17 protein-coding genes and 1 pseudogene are annotated in these 16,282 nt (G+C 71.3%); 8 read left to right on the top strand and 10 right to left on the bottom strand.

Annotated elements, in window-relative coordinates:
• Nucleotides 1-40: 40 nt before the first annotated feature.
• Nucleotides 41-745 (bottom strand): helix-turn-helix transcriptional regulator, encoded by a 705-nt coding sequence (locus AB0A90_RS27090; RefSeq protein ID WP_357253481.1) that lies wholly within the window; start codon nucleotides 743-745, stop codon nucleotides 41-43.
• A gap of 351 nt (nucleotides 746-1,096) precedes the next feature.
• Between AB0A90_RS27090 and tsaB the strand changes: the two genes are divergently transcribed.
• The 4 genes from tsaB to AB0A90_RS27070 are packed head-to-tail and all read left to right on the top strand — an operon-like array spanning nucleotide 1,097 to nucleotide 3,561.
• Complete coding sequence (gene tsaB / locus AB0A90_RS27085) at nucleotides 1,097-1,774, top strand: tRNA (adenosine(37)-N6)-threonylcarbamoyltransferase complex dimerization subunit type 1 TsaB (RefSeq protein WP_357253479.1); 678 nt, start codon at nucleotides 1,097-1,099, stop codon at nucleotides 1,772-1,774.
• A complete protein-coding gene (gene rimI, locus AB0A90_RS27080) occupies nucleotides 1,771-2,253 on the top strand; it encodes a ribosomal protein S18-alanine N-acetyltransferase (RefSeq protein WP_357253478.1) in 483 nt (160 codons plus the stop codon). Before tsaB ends, rimI begins: the two co-directional genes overlap by 4 nt.
• Nucleotides 2,246-3,292, top strand: a complete 1,047-nt coding sequence (gene tsaD, locus AB0A90_RS27075; protein ID WP_357253476.1) for a tRNA (adenosine(37)-N6)-threonylcarbamoyltransferase complex transferase subunit TsaD — start codon at nucleotides 2,246-2,248, stop codon at nucleotides 3,290-3,292. Before rimI ends, tsaD begins: the two co-directional genes overlap by 8 nt.
• Nucleotides 3,293-3,306: 14 nt before the next feature.
• Complete coding sequence (locus AB0A90_RS27070) at nucleotides 3,307-3,561, top strand: hypothetical protein (RefSeq protein ID WP_357253474.1); 255 nt, start codon at nucleotides 3,307-3,309, stop codon at nucleotides 3,559-3,561.
• A 23-nt stretch (nucleotides 3,562-3,584) separates the two neighbouring features.
• On the opposite strand, the gene AB0A90_RS27065 is transcribed toward AB0A90_RS27070, so the two are convergent.
• From AB0A90_RS27065 to AB0A90_RS27030, 8 genes are all read right to left on the bottom strand, one after another.
• Entirely contained in the window at nucleotides 3,585-4,325 is a 741-nt protein-coding gene (locus tag AB0A90_RS27065) for a DUF4142 domain-containing protein (RefSeq protein WP_357253472.1), read from the bottom strand.
• 140 nt (nucleotides 4,326-4,465) lie between these two features.
• A complete protein-coding gene (locus tag AB0A90_RS27060) occupies nucleotides 4,466-4,771 on the bottom strand; it encodes a DUF1707 domain-containing protein (RefSeq protein WP_357253471.1) in 306 nt (101 codons plus the stop codon).
• A gap of 19 nt (nucleotides 4,772-4,790) precedes the next feature.
• On the bottom strand, nucleotides 4,791-5,972 hold the full coding sequence (locus AB0A90_RS27055) for an ROK family protein (RefSeq protein ID WP_357253469.1): 1,182 nt from the start codon (nucleotides 5,970-5,972) through the stop codon (nucleotides 4,791-4,793).
• A 22-nt stretch (nucleotides 5,973-5,994) separates the two neighbouring features.
• A complete protein-coding gene (locus AB0A90_RS27050; RefSeq protein WP_357253467.1) occupies nucleotides 5,995-7,257 on the bottom strand; it encodes an ABC transporter permease in 1,263 nt (420 codons plus the stop codon).
• Nucleotides 7,254-8,072: an ATP-binding cassette domain-containing protein gene (locus AB0A90_RS27045; RefSeq protein ID WP_357112382.1), complete on the bottom strand. Its 819-nt coding sequence runs from the start codon at nucleotides 8,070-8,072 to the stop codon at nucleotides 7,254-7,256. The genes AB0A90_RS27050 and AB0A90_RS27045 overlap by 4 nt, the downstream gene beginning before the upstream one ends.
• Nucleotides 8,073-8,183: 111 nt before the next feature.
• A complete protein-coding gene (locus AB0A90_RS27040) occupies nucleotides 8,184-9,269 on the bottom strand; it encodes a substrate-binding domain-containing protein (RefSeq protein ID WP_357253464.1) in 1,086 nt (361 codons plus the stop codon).
• A gap of 180 nt (nucleotides 9,270-9,449) precedes the next feature.
• On the bottom strand, nucleotides 9,450-9,929 hold the full coding sequence (gene ybaK / locus AB0A90_RS27035; RefSeq protein WP_357253462.1) for a Cys-tRNA(Pro) deacylase: 480 nt from the start codon (nucleotides 9,927-9,929) through the stop codon (nucleotides 9,450-9,452).
• A 10-nt stretch (nucleotides 9,930-9,939) separates the two neighbouring features.
• Nucleotides 9,940-11,136, bottom strand: a complete 1,197-nt coding sequence (locus AB0A90_RS27030) for a methyltransferase domain-containing protein (protein WP_357253460.1) — start codon at nucleotides 11,134-11,136, stop codon at nucleotides 9,940-9,942.
• 258 nt (nucleotides 11,137-11,394) lie between these two features.
• On the opposite strand from AB0A90_RS27030, the gene groES reads away from it, so the two are divergent.
• The 4 genes from groES to AB0A90_RS27010 all read left to right on the top strand — a co-directional run bounded on the left by groES (nucleotide 11,395) and on the right by AB0A90_RS27010 (nucleotide 15,683).
• Nucleotides 11,395-11,709 (top strand): co-chaperone GroES, encoded by a 315-nt coding sequence (gene groES / locus AB0A90_RS27025; RefSeq protein WP_030330046.1) that lies wholly within the window; start codon nucleotides 11,395-11,397, stop codon nucleotides 11,707-11,709.
• Nucleotides 11,710-11,779: 70 nt separating this feature from the next.
• Entirely contained in the window at nucleotides 11,780-13,420 is a 1,641-nt protein-coding gene (gene groL, locus AB0A90_RS27020) for a chaperonin GroEL (RefSeq protein WP_357253458.1), read from the top strand.
• Between the two features lie 125 nt (nucleotides 13,421-13,545).
• The gene (locus AB0A90_RS27015) at nucleotides 13,546-15,177 is read left to right on the top strand and encodes a molybdopterin-dependent oxidoreductase (RefSeq protein WP_357253456.1); all 1,632 of its coding nucleotides are present in this window, start codon (nucleotides 13,546-13,548) and stop codon (nucleotides 15,175-15,177) included.
• Between the two features lie 113 nt (nucleotides 15,178-15,290).
• Entirely contained in the window at nucleotides 15,291-15,683 is a 393-nt protein-coding gene (locus tag AB0A90_RS27010) for a hypothetical protein (protein WP_357253454.1), read from the top strand.
• 302 nt (nucleotides 15,684-15,985) lie between these two features.
• Here the strand turns inward: AB0A90_RS27010 and AB0A90_RS27005 are convergent.
• A pseudogene (locus tag AB0A90_RS27005) lies at nucleotides 15,986-16,282 on the bottom strand (hypothetical protein); the annotation flags it as partial.

Here is a 16,282-nt window from a genome sequence, read left to right as displayed (position 1 = left end):
CAGGCCGCGCGCGCTGCCCGCAGGTCGGCCGGCGGTTGGTTCAGCCGCCGCTGGCCGATTGCCGGTCCCGGTAACGGCGTAGCAGATCGGCGGCGCGCGGCTCGGTCAGCTCCAGCTCGACAAGCGGCACCACCTGGTAACTCCGGTCGCCGTGGCGCACCTCGATCGTCTCGGGGAGCTCGTCGCACATCGTGGCCCTGATCTCCCCGTACCGGGTCGACCAGCGGTGTTCGCCGGGCTCCTCGGGCTCCAACCACACCCCGCCGAACTCGCCCCAGCGAGCGTTCCACCGCTGGCTGTAGTTCCTCTCCAGCCAGCGGGTCAACACCTTCGAGTCCTGCCATCGCACGGCGATCTCCAGCGCCTCCACCGGCACCGGCGCGCCCTGCAACAGCGCAGCCGTACTCCCGGTGAGCACCTGGGGTAGATCGCTGAGCCGGTCCAGCAACCGATCCAGGTCCAGCTCGTCGATCCGCTCAGCGATCGGCTGAGCAGCCAGGGCGTCCATCCGGGCGTCAAGGTGCGCGTCCAGCGGCTCCACCCCGACGGTCAGCTGCACATCCATCGCAGCGAGCATCCGTTCCAGCACCGGGATGGTCGGCGCACGCTCGCCACGTTCGATCCTGGCCACCGCAGCCTGGCTGACCCCGGCCAGCGCGGCCAACTGACGCTGGCTCAGCTCGCGCAGGTGTCGTTGCTGCCGCACGGTAGCGCCGAGAAGGGTGACAAGGCGAGTGGATGGCATCCCGGCATGGTGGACCAAGGCCGAATGCCGGCGATACCTCTGCGGCATATTGACGACTCGCCGCTGATCCGGCCGAGGACCGCCCCGGTCGATGGCCTGGCGGCGGGCGGTGGGCCTCATCGCAGTGAGCGTGATGCCTGTGAGTCATCAAGATGACTCACAGGCATCACGCTCAAAAGGAGATGTGGCGTTGTCCCTCCCGGCCGCTTCGCTCCCCGGCCGCTTCCGGCCGCTCCCGGCCGCTTCGCCGCCCGGCGGGGCCGCGGGGTGCGGGTGGACGGGGCGTCCCGAGGACCGTGGCGGGGCGGGGCGTGACCGGGGGCGGTGGCGGGGCGGCTAGGCTGGCTTACCGTGCTCGTACTCGTGGTGGACAGCTCGACCCCCGCGGTGACCGCGGCGCTGGTGGAGGTCTCGGCGGATGGCGTGGCGTCGCGGGCGTACCGGTGCACGGTCGACGCCCGCGCGCACGGCGAACTGCTCGCGCCCCAGGTGGACGCGGTCCTCGCCGATGTCGACGCGCGCCCGCGTGACCTGGCCGCCATCGTTGCCGGGCTCGGCCCGGGGCCGTTCACCGGGTTGCGGGTCGGCCTCGTCACGGCCGCGACGATGGGCCAGGTGCTCGGCATCCCCACGTACGGCGTGTGCTCGCTCGACGGCATCGGCTACCCGGCGGCGTCCGGTGAGCCGGTGTTGGCCGCCAGCGACGCCCGGCGCAAGGAGCTGTACTGGGCCGTCTACGACGGTGCCGGGGAGCGGATCGTCGGCCCCGAGGTGTCCACGCCGGCGGTCGCCGCCGCGCGCGCCCGGGAGTTGGGCGCGACGATCGCGGTGGGCGATGGGGCGCACCGGTACGCCGAGGCCCTGGAGTTGCCCGTCCGGGTCGAGCCGCGGTACCCGGACGCCACCGTGCTGGCGCTGCTTGCCGCCGAACGGATCCGAGCAGGTGCGGCCAGTGAGCGGCTCACCCCGCTCTACCTGCGCCGGCCCGACGCGGTGGTGGCGACCGGCCGCAAACCGGTCCTGCCATGACGGCGGTACGACTCGAACCGTTCCGCTGGTGGCACATCGACGACGTGCTACCGATCGAGGCTGACCTCTTCGGCGCCGAGCAGTGGTCGCCGGCCATGTTCTGGAACGAGTTGGCAAACGGGCACCACTACCGGGTCGCCGTCGACGCGGACGGCGCGGTGCTCGGTTACGCCGGGCTCGCCGGTGTTCCGCCGGGTGAGGTGTGGGTCCAGAACATCGCCGTCCGCCGGGACGCCCAGCGGCGCGGTGTGGGCCGCGCCCTGCTGGAGGAACTGCTCGCCGAGGCGGCCCGACGTGACGCCCGCAGCACCCTGTTGGAGGTCGCCGTGGACAACGCCGCAGCCCAGCGGCTCTACGCGACGTACGGGTTCGAGCCGGTCGGGGTGCGGCGCGGCTACTACCAACCGAGCAACACCGACGCGCTGGTGATGCGGCGCGACGCCGAGCCGACCGGGGACGGACCACACCACCATGGCTGACGAACCGCTGATCCTGGGAATCGAGACCTCCTGCGACGAGACCGGCGTCGGCATCGTGCGGGGGCACACCCTGCTGGCCGACGCGCTCGCCTCCAGCGTCGAGGAGCACGCCCGGTTCGGGGGTGTGGTGCCCGAGGTGGCCAGTCGGGCACACCTGGAGGCCATCGTGCCGACCATGGACCGGGCCCTGACCGAGGCCGGCGTGACCCTTGCCGACATCGACGCGATCGCGGTCACCTCCGGGCCGGGGCTGGCCGGCGCGCTCCTGGTCGGTGTCGCCGCCGCCAAGGGGTACGCGCTCGCCGCCGAGAAGCCCGTGTACGGCGTGAACCATCTCGCCGCCCACGTCGCGGTGGACACCCTCGAACACGGTCCGCTGCCCGAACCCGCCATCGCGCTGCTGGTGTCCGGCGGACACTCGTCCCTGCTGCTCGTCGACGACCTGGCCCGGGGTGTCACCCCGCTGGGCGCCACCATCGACGACGCGGCCGGCGAGGCGTTCGACAAGGTCGCCCGGCTGCTCGGGCTGCCGTTTCCGGGCGGCCCACCGATCGACCGGGAGGCTCGGGCCGGCGACGCCGCCGCGATCGCGTTCCCGCGCGGCCTGACCGCCGCGAAGGATCTCGCCGCCCACCGGTACGACTTCTCGTTCTCCGGGCTGAAGACGGCGGTGGCCCGGTGGGTCGAGGCGCGCGAGCGGGCCGGCGAGCCGGTGCCGGTGGCCGACGTGTCCGCGTCCTTCCAGGAGGCGGTCTGCGACGTCCTGACCAGCAAGGCGCTCGCCGCCTGCCGCGCGCAGGGCATCGACACGTTGGTGATCGGCGGGGGAGTGGCGGCCAATTCGCGGCTGCGGGCGATGGCCGAGCAGCGAGCCGAGAAGTACGGCATCCAGGTCCGGGTGCCCCGGCCGAAGCTGTGCACCGACAACGGCGCGATGGTGGCGGCGCTCGGGTCGCACCTGGTGGCCGCCGGGGTCGCGCCCAGCCGACTGGATCTGCCGGCCGACTCGGCACTGCCGTTGACCACGGTCAGCGTGTGACGGGAGCGCCGGACATGATCGTACGGATGTGGGAGGCACGCGCCGAGGCGTACGGCGTCGCCGACCTGATCACCTGGGTGTGCGAGACCGCACTGCCCGAGTTGGAGCACGACCCGCTCCACGTCTCCAGCGAGGTCTTCTCCTCCACCGACCACCGGGTGGTGGTCATCTCCAAGTGGCGCAGTACCCCGCGCCCGCTGCCCGATCCGCCCGCCCTGCTGGTGGCCCGCGCTCCGCACTCCTGGGACTTCACCCAGGTCGACCGCTGACGCGAGCCACCAACGAGCGGTGCTCAGCTGCGGCGCAGCATCCGGTAGGTGGCGATTCCGCCGGTGCCCAGCGCGGCGAGGAAGACCAGCCAGACGACGGTGCTGCTGACCCCGACCTGCGGACCGGCGTTCGCGGCGGCGGCAGCCAACAGGCCGTCCTCACCGGGGGCGGGCAGCGCGGCCGGCGGCAGCTCCGGCCAGCGGACCAGCCCGGTGCTCTCCAGCATCTGCATGTGGTGCTGGACGAACGTGTTGGCGTCCTCGCAGAGCTTGCGGACGGTGGCGTCCCGGGTGCTGGCCCGGACCGCGCCGATCACCGGGAAGATCTTGCCGTGGGCGACCCGGAGCCGGGTGACGAAGATCTGGTCGAAGCGGGCGCCGGAGGCCTTCTGCATCTCGGCCAGCCAGCCCTTCTGCTCGGCTGTCGGCTCGCTGGGGATGCTCGCGCCCAACTTGTTCGCCGCGTCCACCGTGAGCTGGTCGAGCCGCTGGTGCTCGCTGGCGATGCCGGCGCCGATCTCCCGGACCTTTGCCGACTGGCCCTTCTCGGCGGCCATCTGGCCGGCGGGCATCTCCCACAGCCCGGCCAACCGGACCCCGTTGAGCAGTGTCATGTCGGCGGCGTTGAGCTGCTGACCACCGGCGGGCGCGGCAATGGCCACGCCGGGCAGGACACCGACCGCCGCGACGATCGCGATGAGCAGCAGCGCCGCTCGGTGGGTCCGGTTGCCCAGTCGGCGATGGGCGGATCTCAGCGGTGCCATGTCTGTGGGGCCTCCTCGGTCCGGACCGAAACGCGTCTGGACCGGGCAGCCAGATCCTGCCGGCTGCCCGTCCGACCACTGGTACGGACTGATCACGCGATCAGTTCATCGGAGGGCGAGGCGGATCAGCGGGAAGCGGGTCAGGCGGATCCGCGGGTGACGGCGAGGAAGCCGCCGAGCAGCAGCAGGGTGAGAGCGGCGGCGGCGAAGAGCATCAGCAGCTCCCGACGCCCCTGCCCGACGGGCTCGCTGTCGACTGTCGGGTCGGGCAGGACCGGCAGGTCGCGGGTCAGGGCGGCCAGGTCACCGAGGGTGCGCGCCGTCCACACCGCACCGCACCGATCGGAGAACTCGTCGAGGGTCAGCCGGCCCGCCGCGGTGTGCCGGTGCAGCTCGGCGACCACCCGGTTGCGGTCGTCGTCGGAAGCGCGCAGCTCGACATCCACGCTGGACAGCGTACGCGGGTCAGCCCACGTCGAGGGGATCGGCGAGGAGTCGTTCGAAGGCCAACTCGGCGGCCCCGATCAGGGGGGCGTCCTCGCCCAACTTCGGCGTACGCAACCGGACGTGCTCCAGGCAGGCGGCGAGCGCGTTGGAGTTGAGCCGGCTGCGAACCTGGGCCGCCGACGCGAGGTAGAGGTCGCGCATGGTGCCGCCGAAGATGACCATCTCCGGGTTGAAGACGTTCACCAGGTTGGCCAGCCCGAAGCCGAGCCAGTCACCGGCCTGGCGGACCGCGGTCTGGGCGCGGGCGTCACCGCGGTCGGCGGCGTCGAACACGGCCAGCAGCGCGTCGTGACCTCGGGCGTCGGAGCGTCCCGCGGCACGGAGCAGACCGTGCTCGCCGATCTCGGTCTCCCAGCAGCCCCGGGAGCCACACTCACAGGGCCTGCCGTCGAGGACCACCTTCATGTGGCCGACCTCGCCGCCGTACCCACCGTGCCCGGTCAGCCGCCGGCCACCGGCGATGATGCCGGCGCCCACGCCGACGTCGCCGTACAGATAGAGGACGTTGTCGCAGCCGGCCGCCACCCCGCGCGCGTGCTCGGCGAACGCCGCGACGTCCGCCACGTTGCCCACCGTGACCGGCACCTCGATGCCCAGCTCGGCGGCGAGCGCCGCGCCGATCGGCTCGTCCACCCAGCCGGTGGTCGGGCCGAGCCGCACCAGGCCGTCGTTGCGGCGGACCATGCCGCAGACCGCGACGCCGGCACCGACGCAGATCGCGTCGCGCGGCACCGTCTGCTGCATCTCCTTGAGCGCGCCGGCCAGCAGCGGCGCGGCCTCCGCGGCCAGCAGGCCGCGGGGCCGGTCCAGCTCCCGGCGGTCCAGGACCGCGCCACCCAGCCCGATCCGGGCCGCGCGCAACCGGTCCACCTCCACGGAGTACGCGTACGCGTACACCCGGGCCGACGCGGGCCGGACGACAAGTGACGGTCGGCCGGCCCGGCCGGTTTCCTTTGGCGCTCCCTCGCTGACCAGTCCCACTGCGGACAGGTCGGCGGTGAGCGCGCCGATGGTGCTGCGGTTGAGGCCCAGCGTGGTGGTCAGTTCGGCGCGCGTCGTCGGCCCGTGGACGTGTACGTGTCGCAGCAGGGCACCGAGGTTCTGCCGTCGCACGTCGTCCTGACTCGGTCCTGGGCGCATCGTGGTGCTACCTCCCGCGCGGTCAGCGGGTGCCGGTGGCTGCCGCGCGGCGGCGGGAGAGCGCGTCGACACTGGCGGCGAGGAGCAGCACGACGCCGGTCACCACGTACTTGACTCCCGCGCTGTAACCCATCAGGCCCATTCCGTTTTCGATGACCGCGACCACCGCGCCGCCGAGTACGGCGTCGAGGACACGGCCCTTGCCACCGAAGAGGCTGGTGCCTCCGATCACCGCCGCGCCGACCGCGTAGAGCAGTACGTTACTGCCCCCGGTGTTCGGGTCGACGGAGTTGGCCCGGCTGGCCGCCACGATGCCACCGATGGCGGCCATGGAGGAGCAGATCACGAAGACCGAGATCCGGATCCGGTCGACGCCGATACCGGCCCTGCGAGCCGCTTCCCGGTTGCCGCCCACGGCGTAGATGTGCCGGCCGTAGCTGGTGCGTTGCAGCACGAAGGTCCAGATGACCAGCAGCACCGCGATGATCGGCACCACGATCGGCACACCCTTGAGCGAGACGATCAGCACGTTGCGGCTGCGCTCGAGGTTGAGGACGTACATCGCCGTGCCGAGGATGACGGCGAGCCCGCCGATCCGCAACGCGACCACCGCGATCGGGTCGGTGGTCAGACCACGGGCCGCGCGGTTGCGGTAACGCAGCAGTTGCACCGCCGCGTAGCCGACGACCGCGAGAGCGGTGAGCGCCCAGCCCAGCGCGGGAGCGAGGTTACGGTTGGCGATGGCGACCAGCACCTCGTCGCGGACGGAGATGTTGGTGCCCTCCTGCACGAGCAGCAGCACGACGCCCTGGAAGGCGAGGAAGCCGGCGAGAGTGACCACGAAGGACGGAATGCCGATCTTCGCGACCAGCAACCCGAGCGTGGTGCCGATGACCACGCCGGTGGCGACCGCGGCGAGCACGGCGACCCACCAGGGGTAGCCGAGCACGGTGACCACGTTGGCCAGTACCGCCGCGCAGACGCCGCTGGCGAAGCCGGCGGAGAGGTCGATCTCGCCGAGCAGCAGTACGAAGACCAGGCCCATCGCGATGAGCGTGACCGCCGCGCCCTGGGTGAAGAGGTTGGCGAAGTTGCCGGCCGACAGGAACGACGACGGCCGCATGATCGCGAAGACGGTGCAGAGCACGATCAGGCCGAGCACGGCCGGTAGTGCGCCGACGTCGCCACCGCGTACCCGACTCAGGTAGTTGCGGACGTGGCCCCCGACGGTCGGCGGCGGTGTGACGGCCGCGGGGCCGTCCTTCCGCACGGCGGTGGTGGTCATCGGGCGCCTCCTGAGATCGAGTCGGCCGGCTGCGGGCCGTCGCCGTTGCTGCCCGGGTCGGTGGCGAGGCCGAGCCCGCCCGAGCGCCCGGCGGTGATCAGCTCGACCACCTGGGCATGCGTGATGTCGGTGGTCTTCACCTGGGCGACCATCTGGCCGAGGTACAGCGCGGCGATCCGGTCGGAGACGGCGAAGACGTCGTTCATGTTGTGCGAGATGAGCACCACGGCCAGGCCGTTGTCGGCGAGGCGGCGGACCAGTTCGAGCACCTGGGCGGTCTGTGCCACGCCCAGTGCGGCGGTCGGCTCGTCCAGGATGACCAGCTTGCTGTTCCACAGCACCGCCTTGGCGATGGCCACGGTCTGGCGCTGGCCGCCGGAGAGGCTCGACACGTGCTGGCGCAGTGAGGTGACGGTGCGGATGGAGAGCCCGGCCAGGGTTTCGGCGGCGAGCTGTTCCATCGTCGGCTCGTCCAGGACGATGCCGCTGCGCCGCTCGCGGCCGAGGAACATGTTCTGCACGATGTCCAGGTTGTCGCAGAGCGCGAGGTCCTGGTAGACGACCTCGATGCCGAGCGTGGCGGCGTCGCGGGGGCTGCCGATGTGCACCGGTTCACCGTTGAACAGGAACTCACCGGCGTCGGTGGGGTGGATGCCGCTGATGCACTTCACCAGGGTTGACTTGCCGGCGCCGTTGTCGCCGACCAGAGCTGTCACTTCACCCGGGTGGACGGTCAGGGCGACGTCGCGGAGCACCTGGACGGGACCGAAGCTCTTGTCGATCCCGCGGAGTTCCAGCAGGGGGGTCGCGGACACGGGGGTCTCCTTAGGGGAGGGTCGGGGCCCGTCCGGCGGGCGCCGCCCGGCACGGGAGGGTGCTCCCGTGCCGGGCGGCGATTGTCGTCCCGGCGGGTACTGCGGCGTCCGTCAGCTGATGCCGGCGTCGGCGCAGAGCGCGGCGTACGTCCCGGTGCAGAGCTGCTCCTTGGTCACGTAGCCGTCGGCGACGACGTCCTTGACGTTGTCCTTGTAGATGGCCTTCGGGGTGAGCAGCACCGAGGGGACGTCCCGGTCACCGTCCTTCACCGACTGGCCGGTGTCCTTCTTCTCGCCCTTGGCCAGTGCGATGGCCAGGTCCGCGGCGGCCTTGGCCTCTTCCCGGACGGCCTTGTAGACGGTCATGCACTGGTCACCGGCGAGGATGTTCTGCAGGCCCTCGACGCTGGCGTCCTGGCCGGTCACCGGCACCTTGCCGTTGATCTTGTTCTTCTTCAGGATCGAGATGGCGGCGTTGCCGAGAGTGTCGTTGGCGGCCAGCACGCCGTCGATCTTGCCCTTGGTCGCGGTGAGCTGCTGCTCGAAGATGGTCGCGGCGGTGGGGCCGTCCCAGCCCGGCACGGCGTCGTCCGGGCCCTTGGTGTATTCCTTCGAGTCGAACTTCGGCTTGAGCACCGAGTCGTAGCCGGCCTTGAACAGGGTGGCGTTGTTGTCGGTGGGGGAGCCGTTCAGGTACGCCACGACCGGGTTCTTGGCACCCTTGTCGGTCAGGCACTTCGCCAGGCCCTCGCCCTGGAGCTTGCCGACGGTCTCGTTGTCGAAGCTGACGTAGTACTGGGCGGAGCCGCCGAGGGTGAGCCGGTCGTAGTCGATGGTGGCGACGCCCTGCGACTTGGCCTTGTCGAGCACGGCCTTGCCGGTGCCGGAGTCCAGGTTGACGATCATGAGGGCGGTGACGCCACTGGTGATCATCTGGTCGGCGATGGTCTGGAAGGCGGCCTTGTCGTTCTGGGCGTTTTGAATGTCGTACTGGACGCCGGCGGTCTTGAACGCCTCTTCCAGGAATCGACGGTCCGCAGTCTCCCACCGTGGCGAGGACTTGCTGTCCGGGAGGATCACGCCGATCTTGGGAGTCTTTGCGGAGGCGGCCTTGTCGCCGGAGTCGTCGCCACAGGCGGTCAAGCCGCCGGTCGTGAGCAGGCCCACGGCGGCGATGGTGAGGATCCCCTTACGCATGTGCAGGGTCCTTTCGGGGGTGGGGGAGGTGTTGTTTTTGTTGTGTCCGGCAACGTATTGCGCGTCACACCGCCTCCACAAGACCGCGCAGGTACCCAGTTTGTTGGCAGCGATAACAATTCAGCAACGCGACTGTTACTCCACGGGTATCCCACGGTGGAGTCGACGTAACGAGAGTCGTCAGCGGGTCTGCAACGGCGCGGTGCGGGCGTCGGTGAGCGCCACCAGATCCGGCGCGGCCAGTTCGAGTTGCAGGCCGCGCCGACCAGCCGAGACGTAGATCGTCGGAAGGTCCAACGCGGATTCGTCGAGCACGGTGGGCAGTCGCTTGCGCTGCCCGAGCGGACTGATCCCACCGCGTACGTAGCCGGTGGCCCGCTCGGCGACCGCCCGGTCGGCGAGCGCCGCCCGCTTGCCACCGACCGCCGCCGCGAGCGCCTTCAGATCCAACTCGCCGGTGACCGGTACGACCGCCACGGTGAGCGCGCCGTCGACCTCGGTCACCAACGACTTGAAGACCCGCTCCGGTGCCACGCCCAGCGCCGCCGCCACCAGCGCACCGTAGTTGGGGGCGTCCGGCGACACCCGGTACGGGTGCGTGCGATGCGCGACCCCGCGCCTGACCAACAGTGCCGTCGCCGGCGTGCCCTGTCCTGCCACACCGGCGACGCTAGTCCACCGGCCGACCGATCAGCACGGTCGGCGCCCCGGCGACCCGGGTGAGTACCAGGCTCGCCGCGACGTCGCCGGTCAGCCGCAGATCCCGCCGGAGTTGCTCCGGGGTGAGCGCCGAACCCCGCTTGAGGATCTCCACCCGACCCACCCGGCGCTCGCGTAGCAGTGCCCGCAGCCGCTTGAGCGAGAACGGCAGCACGTCGGTGATCACCAGGCAGCGCGCGTACGGGGTGCGGGTCGGGCGGTCGGCGTAGAGGTAGGCGATGCTCGGGTCGCCGAGGGTGGCGTCCAGTTCGCCGGCCAGTTCGGCGACGAGGTGCGCGCGGACCACCGCCGGGTCCGGGTCGTACAGGAAGCGCCGGGGCGGCCCGACCGGCGCCTCGTCGGCACCCGAGCCGGTCAGCTGGTGGCGGCGAGCCTCGACGCCCTGCTGCCGGTAGAGCGTGGCGCGGCGGGGCACCTCCGCCAGCTCACCGCACCAGAGCGCGGCCTCGACCAGGTCGCCGTCCACGCCGACCCACTCTGCCTCCGCCCTGGCCGGGATGAGCGCGTGGTCCAGCCCCGGCGCCACCTTGACCACGGTGCGCGGCACCCGCTCGGCCAGCCCGGTCACGAAATCCCAGGGTGGCGAGTAGGCGCGCGGGTCGAAGATCCGTCGTCCGGTGCCGCTGGTGCGGCGGGCCGGGTCGCAGAAGACCCCGTCGACGCGGGAGACGTCGAACGCGGTGGCGTCACCGCACTCGACGGTGAACAGCTCGTCCAGTCCGGCCGCCGCGGCGTTTGCGGCGGCCATCGCGGCGGTCACCGGGTCGGCCTCCACGCCGTACACCCGGATGCCGGCGCGGGCGGCGGCCAGCGCGTCCGCGCCGAGGCCGCAGCCCAGGTCGGCCAGGGTGCGGACGCCGGCCGCGTGCAGCCGTGCGGCCCGGCGATCGGCGACCACCCGACGGGTGGCCTGCTCCAGCCCGGGGCGGGTGAGGAACATCCCGGCGGCGTCCGGACCGAACTTGCCGACCGCCCGGTGACGCAGCTCGGCCTGGGTGAGCGCCGCCGCGGCCAGCGTCGGCGGCACCCCGGCCGCGCGCAGGGCCGACGCCGCGGCCAGCGGATCACCGCCGGCCAGCCCGGCCGCCGCCGTGAGCGCGGCCGACCCCTCGGGGGTACGCAGCGCCGCCAGCTGATCGAGATCCACCCCGTCATTGTCCGGGTGGACCCGGAAATCGGGCTGGCGGGGCGCGACTCGCTGGCACTCTCCTTGACGGAGTGCTAGCCACGGAATAACCTGCGATTAGCACTCTCACCCTGAGGGTGCCAGCTTCCGGGTCTCACGACCCGGGTGCGCACGCCAGGCGGACCGGCACCCGCGACGACGGCCCCGCCCGGTGGCATGAGGCAGATTGACGCTGGTTGGCCCCGCCGACCAGCAACGAAACCAGTACCCCAGGAGGGTATGCCCGTGACTACCGCGACCAAGGTTGCGATCAAGCCGCTCGAGGACCGCATCGTGGTCCAGGCGAACGAGGCTGAGACCACCACGGCGTCGGGCATCGTGATCCCCGACACCGCCAAGGAGAAGCCGCAGGAGGGCACTGTCCTCGCTGTGGGTCCGGGGCGCGTCGACGACAACGGCAACCGGGTTCCGGTTGACGTGCAGGTCGGCGACACCGTCCTCTACTCGAAGTACGGCGGCACCGAGGTCAAGTACGCCGGCGAGGAGTACCTGGTGCTCTCCGCCCGCGACGTCCTCGCGGTCATCGAGAAGTAAGCAACCGATCAGTGCCACTGCCCCGGTCCGGCTCGCCGGGCCGGGGCAATGGCGCTTCGAAGGGACATTTATGGCGAAGATCCTGAGCTTCTCGGACGACGCCCGGCACCTGCTGGAGCACGGTGTCAACGCCCTCGCGGACGCGGTCAAGGTCACCCTCGGCCCGCGCGGGCGCAACGTCGTCCTGGACAAGAAATTCGGTGCGCCGACGATCACCAACGATGGTGTGACCATCGCCAAGGAGATCGAGCTCACCAACCCGTACGAGAACCTTGGCGCGCAGCTCGTCAAGGAGGTGGCGACCAAGACCAACGACGTCGCCGGTGACGGCACCACCACCGCGACCGTGCTCGCCCAGGCGATGGTTCGCGAGGGTCTGCGCAACGTGACCGCCGGCACCAACCCGGCCGGCCTCAAGCGGGGCATCGACGCGGCGGCCACCAAGGTCTCCGAGGCGCTGCTCGGCCGTGCCGCAGAGGTCACCAGCAAGGAGTCGATCGCGAACGTGGCGACGATCTCCGCGCAGGACGCCACGATCGGCGACCTGATCGCCGAGGCGATGGAGCGGGTCGGCCGCGACGGTGTCATCACCGTCGAGGAAGGCTCCATGCTCACCACCGAGCTGGACGTGACCGAGGGTCTCCAGTTCGACAAGGGCTTCATCTCGCCGAACTTCGTCACCGACCTGGAGAGCCAGGAGTCCGTCCTCGAGGACGCGTACATCCTGGTCACCACCCAGAAGATCTCGGCGATCGAGGAGCTTCTGCCGCTGCTGGAGAAGGTCCTGCAGAACAGCAAGCCCCTGCTGATCATCGCCGAGGACGTGGACGGCCAGGCGCTCTCCACCCTGGTGGTCAACTCGCTGCGCAAGACCCTCAAGGTCTGCGCGGTCAAGGCCCCGGGCTTCGGTGACCGGCGCAAGGCGATGCTCCAGGACATCGCGATCTCCACGGGCGCCGAGCTGGTCGCCCCGGAGCTGGGCTACAAGATCGACCAGGTCGGCCTGGAGGTGCTCGGCACCGCCCGGCGCGTCGTGGTCGACAAGGAGAACACCACGATCGTCGACGGCGGTGGCCAGAAGGCCGACGTCGCCGACCGGGTCTCCCAGATCCGCAAGGAGATCGAGGCCTCCGACTCCGACTGGGACCGGGAGAAGCTGGCCGAGCGGCTGGCCAAGCTCTCCGGTGGCATCGCCGTCATCAAGGCTGGCGCCGCCACCGAGGTCGAGATGAAGGAGCGCAAGCACCGCATCGAGGACGCCATCGCGGCGACCAAGGCTGCGGTCGAGGAGGGCACCGTGCCCGGCGGCGGCGCCGCCCTGGTGCAGATCCGCTCGGTCCTCGACGACGACCTGGGCTTCACCGGTGACGAGAAGGTCGGTGTCTCGGTCGTGCGCAAGGCGCTCGTCGAGCCGCTGCGCTGGATCGCCCAGAACGCCGGTCACGACGGTTACGTCGTGACGCAGAAGGTCGCCGACCTGGACTGGGGCAACGGCCTCGACGCCGCCAAGGGCGAGTACGTCGACCTGGTCAAGGCCGGCATCATCGACCCGGTGAAGGTGACCCGCAACGCGGTCACCAACGCCGCCTCGATCGCCGGTCTGCTGCTCACCACGGAGAGCCTCGTGGTGGAGAAGCCGGAGCAGGCCGAGCCGGCCGCCGGCGGCGGCCACGGCCACGGTCACGGCCACCAGCACGGCCCGGGCTTCTGACCCGGTAGCGACACCTGTCGCGGGGCGCACCGTCGTACGGCGGTGCGCCCCGTTCGTCTGCTCAGGTCATTACCGAACGCTGACGTTGCTGGCTACCGGGCCGGATGATCACGCACACTGGGCCGATGAGCACCACGTCGCGGCGGTACGCCGCGCTGGCTGGAGTAACCGCCGCCGCCGTCGCGATCGGAATCGCCGAACCGGTGGCAGTGCTGACCGGCCCCCGGTCGGCGCCCCTGGTCGCGGTCGGCGGGGTGGTCGTCGACGCCGTTCCCGAGTCGCTGAAGCAACTCGCCATCGACCTTTTCGGCACCGCTGACAAGATCGCACTGCTGGTCGGCACCGGCCTGCTGCTCGCAGCGTTCGCCGCACTGTTCGGCATGCTGGCGATCCGGCGACTGGCATTCGGACTTGCCGGCATCGCCGCGTTCGGTGTCATCGGCGTGGCCGCCGCCGTGACCCGCTCCGGTGCCGACGCGGCCGATGCGCTGCCGTCGCTTGTCGGTGCCGGGCTCGGCGCCCTGGTGCTCTGGTTGTTCATCGCCGGCCCGTTCGAGCTGGACCCCTGGCCCTGGTCACCACCCACACCGACCGTGCCGCCTGCCGCGCCGGTGTCGCCCGCCGCGCCGGTGCCTCCGGGCGGGCAATCCGTATCGGCGAAGGAGCCGGTCGGGCCTGCCGACGTGGACCCGGACTCGCGGCGACGGTTCCTCGCCGGGAGCGGGGCGCTGCTCGGCACGGCCGTGGTGGCCGGTCTCGGTGGGCGCTGGCTTGCCGGGCGGCGCGGGGTGTCCGCCGCCCGGGAGGCGATCCGACTGCCCGCGCCCGTGGCCCCCGCACCGGCCGTGCCGGCCGGCGCGGACCTCGCACTGACACAACTCGCGCCGTACGTCACCTCGAACTTCGAGTTCTACCGGATCGACACCGCACTGGTGGTGCCCCAGGTGGATCCGGACACCTGGCGGCTGCGTATCCACGGGCGGGTCGGCACCGAGCGGACCTACAGCTACGCGGATCTGCTGGCCCGTCCACTGGTCGAGCGGTACGTCACGCTGGCCTGCGTCTCCAACGAGGTGGGCGGGGACCTGATCGGCAACGCCCGCTGGCTCGGCGTACCCCTTCGGGAGTTGCTGGACGAGGTCGACCCGGACGACGATGCCGACCAGGTCGTCGGCCGGTCGGTCGACGGCTGGACCTGCGGCACCCCCACCGCCGCCTTGCGCGACGGGCGGGACGCGCTGTTGGCGGTCGGCATGAACGGTGAGCCACTGCCGGTCGAGCACGGCTTCCCGGTCCGGATGGTGGTGCCCGGCCTCTACGGTTACGTGTCAGCCTGCAAATGGGTGACCGAGCTGGAACTGACCCGGTTCGCCGACTTCGACGCGTACTGGGTGCCGCGCGGCTGGTCCGCCCAGGGGCCGATCAAGACCCAGTCGCGGATCGACGCGCCCCGGAGTCGTAACCGGCTGACCACCGGCCCGATCACCGTCGCCGGTGTGGCCTGGGCGCAGCACCGGGGCATCAGCCGAGTCGAGGTACGCGTCGACGGCGGCGACTGGCAGCAGGCGGAGTTGGCCCCGACGGTGTCGGTGGACACCTGGGTGCAGTGGTCCTGGCGTTGGGACGCCACGCCGGGTGAGCACCGGCTCCAGGTCCGTGCGACGGACGCGACAGGCGAAACCCAGACCGAGCGTACGCAGGGCGTCGTCCCGGACGGCGCCACCGGCTGGCACACCGTCACCGTCAACGTCCGCTGACCGGCCGTCGCGGCAACCGTCCACGATCCGTGACCGGCGTACGCAGCCTGCCGTATCCCCGATGACGCCACCTGGCGGACGCGGACCGGACCGTGTCGGGACAGGGTGAAGCCATGACTGTTACCGCACGAACGTTCACCATCGCCGGCCTCGTCGTGGGTGCCACGGGCATCGGCGTGCTGTGGGCGGCCGGGGTCGATTTCCCCATCGCCGTACCGCCCGGGATGATCATCCTGTTGGCCGGTGCCCTGTTCGTCGCGCTCGCGCCCTGGCGCTGGTCACCTGTGGTGGGCGCGCTGTTGGGTCTGTTCGTGGCCGTCGGGTTCCTGATCAGCCCGACCGGGGTGGACAACCTGCTCGGGCGGCACGGGGCCGACGTGGCGACCGGACAGGCGATCCAACTGGTCGGGGTGCTGACCGCGCTCGTCGCCGGGGCGCTCGCCACCCGCGCCGCCCGTCGGGTGCCGCAGCGTCACCGGTCCGAGCGGCTCGGGGTCCCTCGCTGAGGTCATCGGTGCGGAGATCCCTGGGCGGGGCATCGTGGGCGGGTCGACGACCTTCGGTGTCACCGTTGCCTCCCCCGTGCCGGCGCCTTCGCCGGCGGCGAGATCTTGGACAGTTTCCGTTCTCGCGTAACGGAAACTGTCCAAGATCTCCGAGCGTCCGCCCTCTGGCAGGGGTGGTCGCGCAGCGGGCGGCGCGTCGCGTCGTGACCCCCACACGCCGGCCAGACCCAGAAACGCCGCTGGCCGGCACCCGGGTTGCGGGTGCCGGCCAGCGGTCAGTGTCATGCGGTGGTGCGGTGGTGTCAGCTGTTCCAGTACTGGGCGACCAGGTCGGTGGCCTGCTGCTCCCACTGGGCGTACGCGTCGGGGTAAGCCGACACCTGGACGGTCTGCGCGGCCTCGGTCAGGGGCATGTCCTGCCAACCATCAACCTGGCGCAGGCCCTTGAGGAACGCCGTGGTCGAGTAGGCGGGGTCGGTGATCTGCTCCGGCGTACCCCAACCACTGGACGGGCGCTGCTGGAACAGGCCCAGCGAGTCGTGGTCGTTCATGTCGCCCAGGTGGCCGAGGTTGTCCAGCTTCGACTCCTGCAGGCTCGT

The sequence above is a fragment of the Micromonospora sp. NPDC049204 genome (assembly GCF_040647935.1).
Classification (GTDB): Bacteria; Actinomycetota; Actinomycetes; order Mycobacteriales; family Micromonosporaceae; genus Micromonospora.
Note: the sequence above shows the minus strand (reverse complement) of the source record. Positions and strands in the feature narration are given on the sequence as shown.